Consider the following 14,646-nt stretch of genomic DNA (forward strand, 5'->3'; position numbering starts at 1 on the left):
CTCACGCGGTTACGCGCGACGACCCTTGACGATCTTCTCCTGGTTGACGTCGTCGGCCTCGGCCGCACCGTGCTCCTCGTGGCCGGGAGCTCCGATCGCCTGACCCTTGCCGCCCTGGAACTCCAGGAGGAAAGCATCCGTGTGCTTCTCGAGCTCGGCGACCGTGTCGTCATCGAGGACGTTGGTCTCGCGCAGGGTGTCGAGCACCTTGGTGTTGCGACGAAGGTAGTCGAGGAGCTCGCGCTCGAAGCGGAGCACATCCGCGACCTCGATCGTGTCGAGCTTGCCCTTGGTTCCGGCCCAGATCGAGACGACCTGCTCCTCGACGGGGTACGGCGAGTACTGCGGCTGCTTGAGCAGCTCGGTCAGACGCGCACCACGGGAGAGCTGACGACGCGACGCCTGGTCGAGGTCGGATGCGAACATCGCGAAGGCCTCGAGCGAGCGGTACTGAGCGAGCTCGAGCTTGAGCGTTCCCGAGACCTTCTTGATCGACTTGACCTGAGCGTCACCACCGACTCGCGACACCGAGATACCCACGTCGACCGCAGGACGCTGGTTGGCGTTGAAGAGGTCGGACTGCAGGAAGATCTGGCCGTCCGTGATCGAGATCACGTTGGTCGGGATGTACGCCGAGACATCGTTGGCCTTGGTCTCGATGATCGGGAGACCCGTCATCGAACCCGCACCGAGCTCGTCGGACAGCTTCGCGCAACGCTCCAGCAGACGGGAGTGCAGGTAGAAGACGTCACCCGGGTATGCCTCGCGGCCCGGCGGACGACGCAGCAGCAGCGACACGGCGCGGTACGCCTCGGCCTGCTTCGACAGGTCGTCGAAGATGATCAGGACGTGCTTGCCGCCGTACATCCAGTGCTGGCCGATGGCCGAACCGGTGTAGGGAGCGAGGTACTTGAAGCCGGCGGGGTCGGAGGCCGGAGCTGCCACGATCGTGGTGTACTCCAGGGCGCCGGCCTCTTCGAGCGCGCCCTTCACCGAGGCGATGGTCGAGCCCTTCTGGCCGATCGCGACGTAGATGCAGCGCACCTGCTTGTTGACGTCGCCCGACTCCCAGTTGGCCTTCTGGTTGATGATCGTGTCGATCGCGATCGCGGTCTTGCCGGTCTGGCGGTCGCCGATGATCAGCTGACGCTGGCCGCGGCCGACGGGGATCATGGCGTCGATCGCCTTGATGCCGGTCTGCATCGGCTCGTGCACCGACTTGCGCTGCATGACGCCCGGCGCCTGCAGCTCGAGCTCACGCGAGCCCTCGGTGGCGATCGAGCCGAGGCCGTCGATCGGGTTTCCGAGCGGGTCGACGACGCGACCCAGGTAGCCGTCGCCGACGGGCACGGAGAGGACCTCACCCGTGCGGGTGACTTCCTGTCCTGCTTCGACACCGGTGAAGTCGCCGAGGACGACCACACCGATCTGGTCCTGGTCGAGGCTCAGCGCGAGGCCCTTGGTGCCGTTCGCGAAGGCCACGAGCTCGTTGGCCATGACGCCGGGCAGGCCCTCGACGTGCGCGATTCCATCCGCTGCGTCGATGACGGTGCCGACCTCGGTCGCCGCTGCCCCGGTGGGCTCGTAGGCGGCGGCGAAGTCCTTCAGCGCGTCACGGATGACGTCGGGGCTGATCGATAGTTCTGCCATTGTCTTCCCTTTGTATCTGGGTGCGCGGTTCCCCGCGCGAAGTCGTGTTAGCCGACGTGGGTATTAGCTGACGAGCTTCTGGCGAAGGTCGGCGAGTCGAGCGGAGATGCTGCCGTCGATGACGTCATCGGCGATCTGCACGCGCAGACCTCCGACGACGGCGGGGTCGAAGACCTCGTTGAGGGATACGTTGCCGTCGTAGCGGCGCGAGAGTGCCGCGCTCAGGCGGGTGCGCTGCGCGTCGGTCAGCGGCTTCGCGGTGTGCACCGTCGCCACCACCCGATCGCCCTGGTCAGCGACGATGCGCGTCGCCCGCGCCAGCATCTGCCGGATGCGACGCTCCCGCGGCTGGCGGACCAGCGACGACACGATCAGCGCGGCGGCGTCGCTGACGCCCCCGGCCAGAAGCCTGTCGACGAGAGCGCCCTTGGCGTCCTCTCCCCCGAGGCGGGTTCCGAGCGCGAGCTCGAGATCCGCGTTCGCGGCGATGACGCGGGAGAAGCCGAAGAGCTCTCCTCCGATGTCGGCCTGGGGAGTGGAGATCGCCGCGGCACGGATGGCCAGCTCCTCGACGCCGTCGACGAGCTGCGACGACGAGGACCAGCGCTGGGCCACGACGGTCCTCAGGACGTTCTGCACGTCCGAAGAGAATCCGCCGAAGACCGCCGACACGACGTTCTGTCGCGCCTCGGCCGGAGCCGAGGGATCAGTGAGCGCGCCGCTCAGCTGAGACGACTCCGCCACGGTCCTGGCAGCTGCGAACAGCTCCCTGGCCGAGTCGAGAGTGACGTCCTTCGCTGCGGCAAGCGCCTGAGTGGATGCCGCGAGTGCCTGAGTGGTCGCGCTGCCCATTACTGAGCCGCCTTCTCGGATGCTTCGAGGTCGGCGAGGAAGCGGTCGACGACCGCCGTCGCGCGAGCATCGTCCGAGAGCGTCTCGCCGACCACGCCACCGGCGAGGTCGATGGCGAGCGAGCCCACCTCGCTGCGCAGCGACACGAGAGCGGTCTGACGCTCCGCCTCGATCTGCGTGTGCGCGGTCGCCGTGATGCGAGCGGCCTCGCTCGACGCGGTGTCCTTGGCTTCGGCGACGATCTTCTTGCCGTCCTCACGGGCGGCCTCACGGATCTCACCGGCCTCGGTGCGCGCCTCGGCGAGCTGCCGGGTGTACTCCTCGAGCGCGGCCTCAGCCTGCTTCTGGGCCTCGTCGGCCTTGGCGATGTTGCCCTCGATGGCGGCGGACCGCTTGTCGAGCATCGCCGTGAACTTCGGAAGGGCGACCTTCCACACGACGATGAGGATGACGAGGAACCACAGACCCGACCAGATGATGTCGTACCACGCAGGGATCAGCGGGTTGTGCGCTTCACCCTCTGCTGCGAGGTTCGTGACAAGAGCGTTCAGCATCCTGTCTCCTTCAGAAGTCGGTAGAGATTACGGGAAGGGGATGAATCCGACGGCGATGCCGACGAATGCAAGCGCCTCGGTGAAGGCGATACCGATCCACATGAGGACCTGGAGGCGGCCGGCCAGCTCGGGCTGACGAGCGACACCCTCGATGGTCTTGCCGACGACGATGCCCACACCGATGGCCGGGCCGATAGCGGCGAGGCCGTAGCCGACCGAAGCGAGGTGACCGTTGATGTCTGCGAGAACCGTAGTAGCGTCCACGGGTTTTTCCTTTCGTTGGGTGGGCCGGCAGGTGCCGACCCGCTCAGTGCCTAGTGGGCTTAGTGCTCTTCTGCGACCGCGAGCTGGATGTAGACCGCGGTGAGGACGGTGAAGACGTATGCCTGGAGGACGGCGACCAGGATCTCGAAGAGAGTGAAGGCGCCGCCGAAGGCGAGGGTTCCGACACCGAGAGCGGCCCAGCCGCCACCTGCGGTGAAGAAGAAGAACTGGGTGGCTGCGAAGCACAGCACCAGGAGCATGTGACCGACGACCATGTTCATCAGCAGTCGGAGCATCAGGGTGACGGGCCGGATGATGAAGGTCGAGAGGAACTCGATCGGCGTCACGATGATGTAGACCGGCCACGGCACTCCCGACGGGAACAGCGCGTTCTTGAAGAAGCCGAGCGGGCTCTTCTTGATGCCGGCGTAGATGAAGGTGATGTAGCTCACGAGGGCGAGCGTCAGCGGCACGGCCGCGATGCTCGTTCCCGCGATGTTCAGGAACGGGATGATTCCCGTGATGTTCATGAACAGCACCATGAAGAAGATCGTGGTGAGGATCGGCAGGAATCGGTTGCCGTCCTTGCGACCGAGCAGGTCGTGCGCGATGTTGCCGCGGACGAAGTCCAGCCCCATCTCGACGACGCTCTGGAAGCGTCCCGGGACGACCTTCATCCGACGGGTGCCGAGCACCAGGATGAGGACCACCGCCACGACGGCGATGAACTGGACCAGGTGGATCCGGTGGACGGGGATGCCCGCCACGTTGAAGAGGATCTCCGGGAAGAACTCGTCGATCGAAGGTCCGTGGAACTCGCCGTCAGTGGCGAGTCGGGGCGTCAGGTTCGCAGCAAGATTGAACAGCGCGTGCTCCAGCTTCGGGGCACCGGAAAAAACCGGGGCGACGATGGTCGGTGTGCTTCAAGCGCAAGCGCTCGCGGGCGAGCGGCGGGCACTCGTCAACTCTATCAGAGTATGAGGGTTCCCTAAGACCGCGGGCCGTCCTCGGCCGGGGCATCCGTGACCGGGGAGTCCTGGATGAGATTGTGCCGCCCGGGAGCGCGATCCTCCGGCACGACGGTCGGCAGCTGCACGCCCGGGGCCTGGTCGGTCGGGGCCTCCGAGGGCAGCGACGCGTCGGACACGTGCGGAAGGCGCATGCGCGTGATCACGATCACGTCGATCACGAGCGTCGCGACGACGCCGGTGACGATCGACAGGAAGAACACCATGGGGCTCACCCACGGCTGCCCGCTCAGCACGATCATGATGACGACGAACAGGCCGAGCTTGAGCAGCCAGCCGCCCAGCACGATCGCGAAGAAGAGCTGGACGTAGAGCGGATCCCCGAACCAGCGGTTGGCGATCAGGATGCTCAGGGCGGTGATGCCGAGGAACAGCATCGCCAGGACGACACCGAGGAGACCGCTGACCAGCCCCTCTCCCCCGTCGACGAGCAGGCCGATGCCGCCGGCGACGATCGCGAGGACGATCATCGACACGGCGGACCACAGCAGGGTCCTGCGCAGGATCGGGTTGCTGGATACGGGGTTCGGGCTCACGGGGACTCCACGGGTGTCGGGTCGGTGTCGGCGGTCGCCGCGGTCGTGCGCCGGCGAGTGGGAAGAAGGGTGATGACGAGGCAGGCGGCGATGCCGACCACGCCGAACAGCACACCGGGGAGATACTGGCCGGGCCAGTCCTCGCGCGCGCCGACGTACATCAGCAGCACCGCGAGCGAGATCACGGCCGTCCAGGCGTAGAAGATCAGCACGGCATCGCGATCACGGTGCCCGAGGTCGAGCATGCGGTGGTGCAGATGCTTGCGGTCCGGCGAGAACGGCGACTTGCCGGCGTGCACGCGGCGAAGCACCGCGAGGCCGAAGTCGAGGAGCGGGAGCAGCACGACCAGCAGGGGCAGCAGGATCGGGATGAACGCACCCAGCAGCTGGGAGCGCCCGAGCCGCTCGGGATCGAGAGCGGAGGGCTCGAGCTGGCCGGTCACGGCGATGGCGGACGTCGCCATCAGCAGCCCCAGCACCAGAGCACCGGAGTCGCCCATGAAGAGCTTCGCCGGACTCCAGTTGAACGGCAGGAAGCCGATGCAGGCGCCGATGAGGACGGCGGCGAGGAAGGAGGCGAGGTTGAAGTAGCTGGACGCGCCGGTGTCGCGGGTGAGGATGTAGGAGTACGCGAAGAAGACGCCGTTCGCGATCAGGCAGACCCCGGCGACGAGACCGTCGAGCCCGTCGATGAAGTTGACCGCGTTCATCACGATCACGATCGCGAACATCGTGATCGTGATGCTCAGCCAGCTGGAGAACACGATCAGGTCGCCGAAGGGCAGCGACAGGATCTGCAGTCCCCCACCCACCGTGATGATCCCTGCGGCGAGGAACTGCGCGCCGAGCTTGATCATCCAGTCGAGGTCCCAGAGGTCGTCGACGACGCCGATGATCGCGATGAGCAGCGCGGCGGCGAGGATGGACCACATGGTCTGCGGCGGCATCCACATGTTCGCGAAGAACGGATTCAGCGCCGAGAAGCCGATGGCCGCGGCGATGCCGAGGAAGATCGCCACCCCGCCGAGCCGCGGCGTGGGCGTGGTGTGCACGTCGCGCTCACGGATGCCGGGGTACAGCTTGTAGCGCAGACTCAGCTTCCAGACCGCCCAGGTGAGCGCGAAGGTGATCGCGGCGGTCACGAGGATCGTGAGGAGGTACTGGCTCACGACTCCGCGTCCGCTGCCGACTCCGCGTCCGCTGCCGATTCCGCGGGTTCGAGCAGGTCTCCGAGGACCTCTTCGAGCCGTTCGCGGCTGACCGCGCCGTCGCGGAGGATGCGCACTCCGCCCGTCGTCGGCTCGGCCCCGCGCGGCACGAGCGAGGTGGCATCGACGATCGTCGACGCGATCCCGTCACGGCTGAGTCCGTCGGCGAGGTAGACCGACACGCTGTCGCCCAGCATCCGCTCGGCGTCGAGCGCCGAGATCGCCGCGTCGCGGCCGGTGAGGTTGGCGCTGGAGACCGCGAGCGGCCCGGTCTCGGCGAGCAGTTCGAGGGCGACCCGACCCTCCGGCATCCGGATCGCGACCGTCCCCTCGGTGTCGCCGAGATCCCACACGAGGGAGGGCTGGGCGGGCAGGACGATGGTCAGCCCACCGGGCCAGAAGGCGTCGATGAGGCGCTGCACGGGCTCGGGCACGGACTCCGCGAGCGCGTGCACGACCTCCTTCGAGCCGACGAGCACGGGCGGGGGCTGGTTGCGGCCGCGGCCCTTGGCATCGAGCAGCCGCTGCACCGCCGCCGGCGAGAAGGCGTCGGCCGCGACCCCGTAGACGGTGTCGGTGGGCATCACGATGAGCTCGCCGCGGCTGATCGCCTGACGTGCGTGGCGCATCCCGGCGAGAAGCTGGGCCTCGTCGCCGCAATCGAAGATGGAGGACATGACGTTCCGATTCTAGCCGGGGTGCCTGGGGGATTCGTGTCCGCGATCAGGGGCGCAGAGCGGTCGTCGCCCTGTCGCGGAGGGTGAGGTCGCGATGCGTCGCGGCAGCGCGCCATCCGTCTCGGGTCAGGATGCCGCGGATCTCCTCGCCCTGCAGCTCGCCGTGCTCGATCACGAGGAGCCCGCCGGGGTGCAGCAGCTCCGCCGCCCGAACGCTCAGCACCCGCACCAGGTCGAGGCCGTCCGCGCCCCCGTACAGCGCCATCGACGGGTCGAACAGGCGCACCTCGGGATCACGCGGGATCGCCGCATCCGGCACGTACGGCGGGTTGGAGATGACCACGGATGCGGTGCCGTCGAGCTCGCGGAACGCATCAGCGAGATCGTCGTTGACGAGCGTGAGGTTCTCGACGCCTGCCGTGTTGCGCACGGCCCACGGGTACGCGTCCGGAGAGAGCTCCGCGGCGAACACACGCGCATGCGGGACCTCGGTGGCCATCGCGAGCGCGATCGCACCGCTGCCGGTGCCGAGATCGACGGCGATGGGGGCGGGGAGCGCGGAGCCGAGCAGCGCGTCGATCGCGTACTGCACGACCGTCTCGGTCTCGGGGCGAGGCACGAAGACCCCGGGGCCGACGGCGAGTTCGAGGTGTCGGAACGGAGCGACCCCGGTGATGTGCTGCAGCGGTTCCCGTGCCGCCCTCCGGGCGACCAGGGCATCCAGCGCACTCTCGATCTCAGCGCTCAGGGCGTCGCCGCGGATGAGGGCGGCCTGCACCTCTCCGCGCCGCAGCCCCAGGAGATGTCCGGCCAGGAGCTCGGCGTCGACGAGGGGATCGGGCACGCCGGCCTCCGCGAGGCGGGCGGTGGCCGTGCGCACCGCCGAGGCGAGGGAGATGTCGGGCATGGGTCAAGCGTAGAGCGCGGAAAGGCGTCATACTGCCCGACCCCCGGGGCCGCTCGCCTAGGCTGGAGGCGCAGTCACCCCGCACAGGAAGGCTCCTCCATGCCCGGTATCCACTCCGACATCACGTCCGCGTTCGGCAACACCCCCCTGGTACGCCTGAACCGCGTCACCGAGGGCCTCGGTGCGACCGTGCTCGCGAAGCTCGAGTTCTACAACCCGGCCTCCAGCGTCAAGGACCGCCTCGGCATCGCGATCGTCGATGCCGCGGAGGCCTCGGGCGAGTTGAAGCCCGGGGGCACGATCGTGGAGGCGACCAGCGGCAACACCGGCATCGCGCTCGCGATGGTCGGCGCCGCGCGCGGCTACTCGGTGATCCTCACGATGCCCGCGTCGATGTCGAAGGAGCGGCGCATGCTGCTGAAGGCCTTCGGCGCCGAGCTCGTCCTCACCGACCCCACCAAGGGGATGACGCATGCGATCGCCGAGGCGGAGGCCATCGCCGCCCGCACACCGGGTGCCGTGCTGGCGAAGCAGTTCGCCAACGAGGCGAACCCCGCGATCCACCGTCGCACCACGGCCGAGGAGATCCTGCGCGACACGGACGGCTCCGTCGACTACCTCGTCGCCGGCATCGGCACCGGCGGAACGATCACCGGCGTCGGCCAGGTGCTCAAGGAGCGCGTCCCGGGCGTGCAGATCGTCGCCGTCGAGCCCAAGGACTCCCCCATCCTCACCGAGGGACACCCCGGACCGCACAAGATCCAGGGGATCGGACCGAACTTCGTGCCGCCCATCCTCGACCGCGACATCCTCGACGAGGTCATCGACGTCACCTTCGACGACGCCATCCGCGTCGCACGCGAGACCGCGAGCAGAGAGGGCATCCTGGTCGGCATGTCGAGCGGTGCCGCGATCTGGGCCGCTCTGCAGGTCGCGCAGCGCCCCGAGGCCGCGGGCAAGACCATCGTCGTCATCATCCCCTCGTTCGGCGAGCGGTACCTCTCGACCGCCCTGTACGAGAACCTTCTCGAGTCCTGACCCGCTCGATGAGCATGATCGGTCGAATGCGCGAGGACGTCGCGGCGGCACGTCTCCGCGACCCCGCGGCACGCAGCGCCGCCGAGGTGGCGCTGCTGTATCCGGGTCTGCACGCGATCTGGGCGCACCGGGTCTCGCACCGCCTGTGGCGACGCGGACTGCGTCTGCCCGCCCGGGCGATCTCGCAGGTCTCGCGGTGGCTCACCGGCATCGAGATCCACCCGGGCGCGCGCATCGGCCGACGGTTCTTCATCGACCACGGCATGGGCGTCGTCATCGGCGAGACCGCCGAGGTGGGTGACGACGTCATGCTCTATCACGGGGTGACGCTGGGCGGTCGCACCCGCGACGCGGGCAAACGGCATCCCACTCTCGGCGACGGGGTCGCGGTCGGCGCCGGCGCGAAGATCCTCGGACCCGTCACGATCGGCGAGGGATCGGTGGTGGGGGCCAACGCCGTCGTCACCCGCGATGCACCGGCCGACAGCGTCCTGGTCGGAGTGCCGGCCAAACCTCGCGCTCGACTGCGCGGCGAAGACACCCGCGCCATGCTCACCGCTCCCGAGTACTCGATCTGAGTCGGCGCCCGGGATCGCATCCCGGCAGCGCCGATGAACGCCGCGCGGCGACCGTGGATCACGGTCGTCACGCGGCGTCGCAGACCCCTCGAGTGCGCCCGTCAGTGCGTCCGCGGGCCCGGCGTCACTGAGCCACGAAGAACGGGATCGCTCCGGACACGATGCCGATCGCCAGCATCACCAGAGACACGATCGTCGCGCGCCAGAGCACCTTGCGGTGGTGGTCGCCGAGGTTCACCCCGGCCAGCGAGACGAGCAGCAGGATGGCCGGGACGAGCGGGCTCTGCAGGTGCACCGGCTGCCCGATGATCGATGCGCGGGCCATCTCCACCGGGTCGATCCCGTATGCCGCCGCACTCTGCGAGAGCACGGGCAGGATGCCGTAGTAGAACGCGTCGTTCGACATGAAGAACGTGAACGGGATCGACAGCACCCCTGTGATCGGCGCGAGGAACGGTCCGAGCGAGGGAGGCAGGACGTCGGTGATCCACGTCGCCATCGCATCGACCATGCCCGTGCCCGACAGCACGCCGACCAGCACGCCGGCCGCGATGACCATCGACACGACGCCGACGATGCTCGGAGCATGGGCGACGATCTCGGATGCCTGATCCTTGATGCCGCGGAAGTTCACGAGCAGAGCGATTCCCGCACCGACCATGAACACGTACGGGAGGGGCATGATGTCGAGGATCAGCAGCACCATCACCGCGAGCGTCAGCACCAGGTTGAACCAGATCAGCTTCGGACGCAGGGTCGGCCGCGCGGGGTCGAGCATGGTGTCCGCCATCGCGGTGTCCGCAGGGTCGACGCTTGCGGCGGGCACGGGGGCGCGACCGCCGGCAACCACGACGATGTTGCCGGTGCGCAGCGCCGCTCGGGCGCCGGGCTTCGCGTCGGATCCGCGGAAGATCTTCGGGACGGTCGACAGCGCACCGCCCTCGCCTCCCGTGAGCAGCCCGGCGGAGTCGAGACGGCCGAGGCGGCGGCGCTCCCCCAGCCCGAGCAACCAGGCGAAGCTCAACGTCACCAGGATGCCGACGCCCAGGGCCGGAAGCATCGGGACGAAGATGTCGGTCGGCTGCAGACCGAGCGCTGTCGCCGCCCGCACGGTGGGGCCGCCCCAGGGCACGATGTTCAGCGTGCCGTTCATCAGGCCCGCGACGCAGGTGAGGACCACGGGGCTCATGCCGAGTCGCAGGTAGATGGGCAGCATGGCCGAGGTGGTGATGATGAAGGTCGTCGACCCGTCGCCGTCCAGCGACACCGCACCCGCCAGGATCGCGGTGCCCAGCACGACCTTCGCCGGGTCGTCGCCGAGCAGCCGCGTGATCAGGCGGATCAGCGGGTCGAACAGTCCGACGTCGATCATGATCCCGAAGAACATGATGGCGAACATGAGCAGCGCCGCGGTCGGCGCCATCGTGGAGATCGAGTCGAGGATCATGTCGCCGAGCCCGAGCCCGGCGCCCGCGAACAGACCGAACACGGTGGGAACGAGGATCAGGGCGACCATCGGGGTCAGTCTTTTGGTCATGATGAGCGTCATGAACGCCAGCACCATGGTGAATCCGAGCAGGACCAGGACCCACTCCGGCGGCACGAACGCCACGTCATACGTGGGCGCCTCGTCGGCGGCCGCGAACAGGCCGGTGAGTGCATCGGGCATACGGTGACTCCTTCGTCGGGTCCGTCCACTTCGACGGATCCTGACGAGAGTAGGCAATCCGGCGCGTCCGAGTGCGGTATCCCGCATTCCCGGGCGTTATGCGCGTAGCGTGACTTCTGCGCATATTGCGCGAAGGGAGCCCCCGTGTCGAAGACGCCGACCAGATGGCGGTTCGCGACCCGCGCGCTGCTGCTGCAGCTCGCGGCCGTCGCGCTCGTCGTCGCCCTGTGCACGGGTGTGTACCTCGCCCTCGCCGTGCAGCAGCTGCGTGCCGAGGCGCAGTCCACCGCCCTCGGCATCGCCAGGACCCTCGCCGAGGACCCGCAGGTGCGCACCGAAGTCGCTCGCGTCTCCGCGTCGAGCGAGCCACCGGATGCCGAGAGCCTGAGGAACGGCGACCTGCAGCGCACTGCTCTCGATGTCGCGGCCCGCACCGGAGCGCTCTTCGTCGTGATCACGGACGAAGACGGCATCCGTCTCGCGCATCCCACCAGCGCGCGCATCGGCGAGGTCGTGAGCACACCGTTCGCCGATGTGCTCGCCGGCAACGAGGTCGTCGAGTGGCAGACCGGCACGCTCGGCGAATCGGCGCGCGCCAAGGTGCCCGTGCGGGATGCCCACGGCACCCCCGTCGGAGAGATCAGCGTCGGCTTCGAGCGCACCGGCGTGTTCGACGACCTGCCCCCGCTGCTCGGCGTCATCGGACTCACCGCGGCGGGCGCCCTGACCCTCTCTGTGCTCGCGTTCCTGCTCCTGCGCCGACGTTGGGAGCGGTTGACGTTCGGCGTGCAGCCGGAAGAGCTCGTCGCGCTCGTGCAGAACCAGACCGCGGTGCTGGACGGCGTGGACGACGGCGTGCTCGCGGTCGACACCGAGGGCATCGTGCGAGTGAGCAACGCCGCCGCCGACCGGATGCTGGGCATCCACACCCCGGTGGGTCGCCCGCTCGTCGAGCTGGGGCTGCCACCTGTGCTCCTCGAGACGGCATCGGGCACCGTGGCGCGTTCCAGCGCCGTGATCGACGAGCGCGTGCTCTATCTGGATTCACGGCCCGTCGAGCGCGCCGGCCGCCGACTCGGCGACGTGCTGATCATCCGTGATCGCACCGACCTGATCGCCCTGACGGAGAGGCTGGAGAGCGTGCGCGCCGTGACCGCGGCTTTGCGAGTGCAGCGACACGAGTTCGCCAATCGCATGCACGTGGCGGCCGGCCTCCTCGACGCCCACCGCATCCCCGACGCGCGGGCCTTCCTCGGCGAGCTCGTGGAGCGCGGCTCCGTGGCGTTCCCCGTCGTCGGACTCGATCTGCTCGGCGACGCCTTCCTGCACTCCTTCCTCGGCGCCAAGGGCCTCGAGGCGGGTGAACGCGGTGTGGCGCTGCGCATCGCGGACGACACGCAGCTGATCGGCGACATCGTCGAGCCCGAAGACGTCGCCGCCGTCCTGGGCAATCTGGTCGACAACGCCGTGACCGCGGCGGTGGCCGGCGACCGCGAACCCCGGTGGGTCGAAGTCGCGGTGCTCGGCGACGGCGACGCACTCGTGCTCACGGTCGCCGACTCCGGGCCGGGGCTGGGCAGCACCGAACCGATGTCACCCCACTCCCCCGGCGACGACAGCGCCGACCGCGTGCACGGTCACGGACTCGGCCTCCCGCTCGCCCGGGAGATCGCCCGCCGCAGCGGTGGGGACCTCTGGATCATCGATCCGGGCGGCCCCGTGCACGGCGCCGTGTTCGCCGCACGCCTCGGCGGTGCCGTGTCCGCCGCTCCGACAGTTCACAGGGAGACCCCATGACCGATCCCCTCCGCGTCCTGATCCTCGACGACGACTTCCGCGTCGGCGAGCTGCATCGGGGCATCGTCGACGAGCAGCCCGGCTATACCGCCCTCGACCCGGTGCGCTCGATCGCAGAGGCACAGGACGGCCTCCGGGCGTCACGTCCCGATCTGCTCCTCGCCGACGTCTATCTTCCCGACGGCGATGGCATCGCCCTGGTGCGGGAGACGGGGGTCGACGCCATCCTGATCTCCGCCGCCGACGACGGCCCCACGGTGCGCAGGGCGCTGCGCTCGGGCGCCGTCGGTTACCTGCGCAAGCCCTTCGAGCGACGAGCCCTCACGGGACTGCTCGATCGGTACGCACGCTATCGGAACCTCCTCGCCGGCGACCGCCCCCTGCCGCAGGAGGACGTGGACCGGGCGCTGGCGATCCTGCACGGCTCCGGCGAACCCGTGACCGTCTCGCGCTCCGCGACCGAACAGCTGGTGCTCGCGGCGCTCGGCGACGGCGAGGCATCGGCCGCCGAGGTGGGCGAGCGGGTCGGCATCTCGCGCGCCACCGCACAACGCCATCTGGCGGCGCTCGCGGCACGCACCGTCGTGGAGGTGCGCCTGCGATACGGAGCAACGGGACGACCGGAGCACCGCTACGCGGCGCGCACCTGAGACCCGAGTCGGCCAGTCGCGCACCTGAGACCCGAGTCCGCGCGGTCGCGCGCCTCGGGCACCCGTGAGAGGCCCGTGATCAGCGAGAGGTGCGGGATCAGCGAGAGGTCCGTGATCAGCGAGAGGTGCGACTCAGCGAGAGGTACGGCTCAGGAGTCGGAGCCGACAGCCGCGAGCCGCGCCTCTTCGTCGGCCTGGATCGCACTCTCGATGATGGGCTCGAGAGCCCCGTCCATCACCTGGTCCAGGTTGTACGCCTTGAAGCCCGTGCGATGGTCCGCGATGCGGTTCTCCGGGAAGTTGTACGTCCTGATGCGCTCCGAGCGGTCCATGCCGCGGATCTGCGACTTGCGCGCGTCCGAGGCCGCGGCGTCCAGCTCCTCCTGCTGCTTCGCGAGCAGTCGGGCGCGGAGCACGCGCATGGCGGCCTCGCGGTTCTGCAGCTGGGACTTCTCGTTCTGCATCGAGACGACGATCCCGCTGGGCAGGTGCGTGATGCGCACCGCGGAGTCGGTCGTGTTGACGGACTGACCGCCGGGTCCGGACGAGCGGAAGACATCGATCTTGAGGTCGTTCTGGTTGATCGCGATCTCGTCGGGTTCGTCGACCTCGGGGAACACCAGCACACCGGTGGTCGAGGTGTGGATACGACCCTGCGACTCGGTCGCGGGCACGCGCTGCACCCGGTGCACCCCGCCCTCGTACTTGAGATGCGCCCAGACGCCCTGGGCAGGGTCGGTGGAGGATCCCTTGATGGCGACCTGGACGTCCTTGTAACCCCCGAGATCGGACTCGTTGCGCTCCAGCAGCTCGGTCTTCCAGCCCTTGGAGGCCGCGTACTGGATGTACATCCGCAGCAGGTCCGCGGCGAACAGCGCCGACTCGGCACCGCCCTCCCCCGCCTTGATCTCCATGATCACGTCACGCGCATCGTCGGGATCGCGAGGGATCAGCAGCCGCCGAAGCCTCTCCTGCGCCGCCTGCAGTCCCTCTTCGAGAGCCGGGATCTCGGCGGCGAACGCGTCGTCTTCGCGTGCCAGCTCACGGGCGGCGTCGAGATCGTCGGATGCCGCCACCCATGCCTCATGGGCGGTGACGATCCGCGACAGCTCGGCGTAGCGGCGATTGACCCGCTTCGCCCGCGCGGCGTCGGCGTGCACCGCCGGGTCGGAGAGCTCCTCCTGCACCCGGCGATGCTCGTCGATCAGAGTCTGGACGGACTCGAACACTCCGGCTCC

General features: G+C 68.9%; 15 protein-coding genes. 4 read left to right on the forward strand and 11 right to left on the reverse strand.

Features of this window, described 5'->3' with window-relative positions; translation table 11 throughout:
• Positions 1 to 9: 9 nt before the first annotated feature.
• The 9 genes from atpA to prmC all read right to left on the reverse strand — a co-directional run bounded on the left by atpA (position 10) and on the right by prmC (position 7,676).
• Positions 10 to 1,650 (reverse strand): F0F1 ATP synthase subunit alpha, encoded by a 1,641-nt coding sequence (gene atpA / locus FQ142_RS10690; protein ID WP_056416680.1) that lies wholly within the window; start codon positions 1,648 to 1,650, stop codon positions 10 to 12.
• 63 nt (positions 1,651 to 1,713) lie between these two features.
• Positions 1,714 to 2,502: a F0F1 ATP synthase subunit delta gene (locus FQ142_RS10695; protein ID WP_149423250.1), complete on the reverse strand. Its 789-nt coding sequence runs from the start codon at positions 2,500 to 2,502 to the stop codon at positions 1,714 to 1,716.
• On the reverse strand, positions 2,502 to 3,056 hold the full coding sequence (locus FQ142_RS10700; RefSeq protein ID WP_056416674.1) for a F0F1 ATP synthase subunit B: 555 nt from the start codon (positions 3,054 to 3,056) through the stop codon (positions 2,502 to 2,504). Before FQ142_RS10700 ends, FQ142_RS10695 begins: the two co-directional genes overlap by 1 nt.
• Before the next feature lie 27 nt (positions 3,057 to 3,083).
• Entirely contained in the window at positions 3,084 to 3,320 is a 237-nt protein-coding gene (gene atpE, locus FQ142_RS10705; protein WP_042541851.1) for an ATP synthase F0 subunit C, read from the reverse strand.
• A gap of 59 nt (positions 3,321 to 3,379) precedes the next feature.
• The gene (gene atpB, locus FQ142_RS10710; protein WP_410477435.1) at positions 3,380 to 4,087 is read right to left on the reverse strand and encodes a F0F1 ATP synthase subunit A; all 708 of its coding nucleotides are present in this window, start codon (positions 4,085 to 4,087) and stop codon (positions 3,380 to 3,382) included.
• 221 nt (positions 4,088 to 4,308) lie between these two features.
• A complete protein-coding gene (locus FQ142_RS10715; protein ID WP_149423251.1) occupies positions 4,309 to 4,884 on the reverse strand; it encodes a hypothetical protein in 576 nt (191 codons plus the stop codon).
• A complete protein-coding gene (locus FQ142_RS10720) occupies positions 4,881 to 6,053 on the reverse strand; it encodes an MraY family glycosyltransferase (protein WP_149423252.1) in 1,173 nt (390 codons plus the stop codon). Before FQ142_RS10720 ends, FQ142_RS10715 begins: the two co-directional genes overlap by 4 nt.
• Positions 6,050 to 6,769, reverse strand: a complete 720-nt coding sequence (locus FQ142_RS10725) for an L-threonylcarbamoyladenylate synthase (RefSeq protein ID WP_056416665.1) — start codon at positions 6,767 to 6,769, stop codon at positions 6,050 to 6,052. The genes FQ142_RS10720 and FQ142_RS10725 overlap by 4 nt, the downstream gene beginning before the upstream one ends.
• Positions 6,770 to 6,815: 46 nt before the next feature.
• Positions 6,816 to 7,676, reverse strand: a complete 861-nt coding sequence (gene prmC, locus FQ142_RS10730; protein ID WP_149423253.1) for a peptide chain release factor N(5)-glutamine methyltransferase — start codon at positions 7,674 to 7,676, stop codon at positions 6,816 to 6,818.
• Between the two features lie 99 nt (positions 7,677 to 7,775).
• Here prmC and cysK point away from each other — a divergent pair, with 99 nt between their 5' ends.
• Complete coding sequence (cysK, locus tag FQ142_RS10735; RefSeq protein ID WP_056416659.1) at positions 7,776 to 8,714, forward strand: cysteine synthase A; 939 nt, start codon at positions 7,776 to 7,778, stop codon at positions 8,712 to 8,714.
• A gap of 8 nt (positions 8,715 to 8,722) precedes the next feature.
• Positions 8,723 to 9,292 carry a serine O-acetyltransferase EpsC gene (gene epsC / locus FQ142_RS10740; RefSeq protein WP_149423254.1) on the forward strand — a complete coding sequence of 190 codons (570 nt, stop codon included), beginning with the start codon at positions 8,723 to 8,725 and terminating at the stop codon, positions 9,290 to 9,292.
• 124 nt (positions 9,293 to 9,416) lie between these two features.
• On the opposite strand, the gene FQ142_RS10745 is transcribed toward epsC, so the two are convergent.
• A complete protein-coding gene (locus FQ142_RS10745) occupies positions 9,417 to 10,961 on the reverse strand; it encodes a CitMHS family transporter (RefSeq protein ID WP_056416651.1) in 1,545 nt (514 codons plus the stop codon).
• Positions 10,962 to 11,105: 144 nt separating this feature from the next.
• Between FQ142_RS10745 and FQ142_RS10750 the strand changes: the two genes are divergently transcribed.
• Both FQ142_RS10750 and FQ142_RS10755 read left to right on the forward strand, forming a co-directional pair.
• On the forward strand, positions 11,106 to 12,758 hold the full coding sequence (locus FQ142_RS10750; protein ID WP_149423255.1) for a sensor histidine kinase: 1,653 nt from the start codon (positions 11,106 to 11,108) through the stop codon (positions 12,756 to 12,758).
• The gene (locus FQ142_RS10755; RefSeq protein WP_056416647.1) at positions 12,755 to 13,408 is read left to right on the forward strand and encodes a response regulator; all 654 of its coding nucleotides are present in this window, start codon (positions 12,755 to 12,757) and stop codon (positions 13,406 to 13,408) included. The genes FQ142_RS10750 and FQ142_RS10755 overlap by 4 nt, the downstream gene beginning before the upstream one ends.
• A gap of 149 nt (positions 13,409 to 13,557) precedes the next feature.
• Here the strand turns inward: FQ142_RS10755 and prfA are convergent, their stop codons facing one another.
• The gene (gene prfA, locus FQ142_RS10760; protein ID WP_056416644.1) at positions 13,558 to 14,637 is read right to left on the reverse strand and encodes a peptide chain release factor 1; all 1,080 of its coding nucleotides are present in this window, start codon (positions 14,635 to 14,637) and stop codon (positions 13,558 to 13,560) included.
• Positions 14,638 to 14,646: the final 9 nt, after the last annotated feature.

It is taken from the genome of Microbacterium sp. ANT_H45B (assembly GCF_008369345.1).
Lineage (GTDB): Bacteria > Actinomycetota > Actinomycetes > Actinomycetales > Microbacteriaceae > Microbacterium.

Bases quoted from the DNA above. Each gene is read 5' to 3' on its own strand.
- atpA (WP_056416680.1), bottom strand. From the start codon at position 1,650: ATGGCAGAACTATCGATCAGCCCCGACGTCATCCGTGACGCGCTGAAG.
- FQ142_RS10695 (WP_149423250.1), bottom strand. From the start codon at position 2,502: ATGGGCAGCGCGACCACTCAGGCACTCGCGGCATCCACTCAGGCGCTT.
- FQ142_RS10700 (WP_056416674.1), bottom strand. From the start codon at position 3,056: ATGCTGAACGCTCTTGTCACGAACCTCGCAGCAGAGGGTGAAGCGCAC.
- FQ142_RS10725 (WP_056416665.1), bottom strand. From the start codon at position 6,769: ATGTCCTCCATCTTCGATTGCGGCGACGAGGCCCAGCTTCTCGCCGGG.
- prmC (WP_149423253.1), bottom strand. From the start codon at position 7,676: ATGCCCGACATCTCCCTCGCCTCGGCGGTGCGCACGGCCACCGCCCGC.
- cysK (WP_056416659.1), top strand. From the start codon at position 7,776: ATGCCCGGTATCCACTCCGACATCACGTCCGCGTTCGGCAACACCCCC.
- epsC (WP_149423254.1), top strand. From the start codon at position 8,723: ATGAGCATGATCGGTCGAATGCGCGAGGACGTCGCGGCGGCACGTCTC.
- FQ142_RS10745 (WP_056416651.1), bottom strand. From the start codon at position 10,961: ATGCCCGATGCACTCACCGGCCTGTTCGCGGCCGCCGACGAGGCGCCC.
- FQ142_RS10755 (WP_056416647.1), top strand. From the start codon at position 12,755: ATGACCGATCCCCTCCGCGTCCTGATCCTCGACGACGACTTCCGCGTC.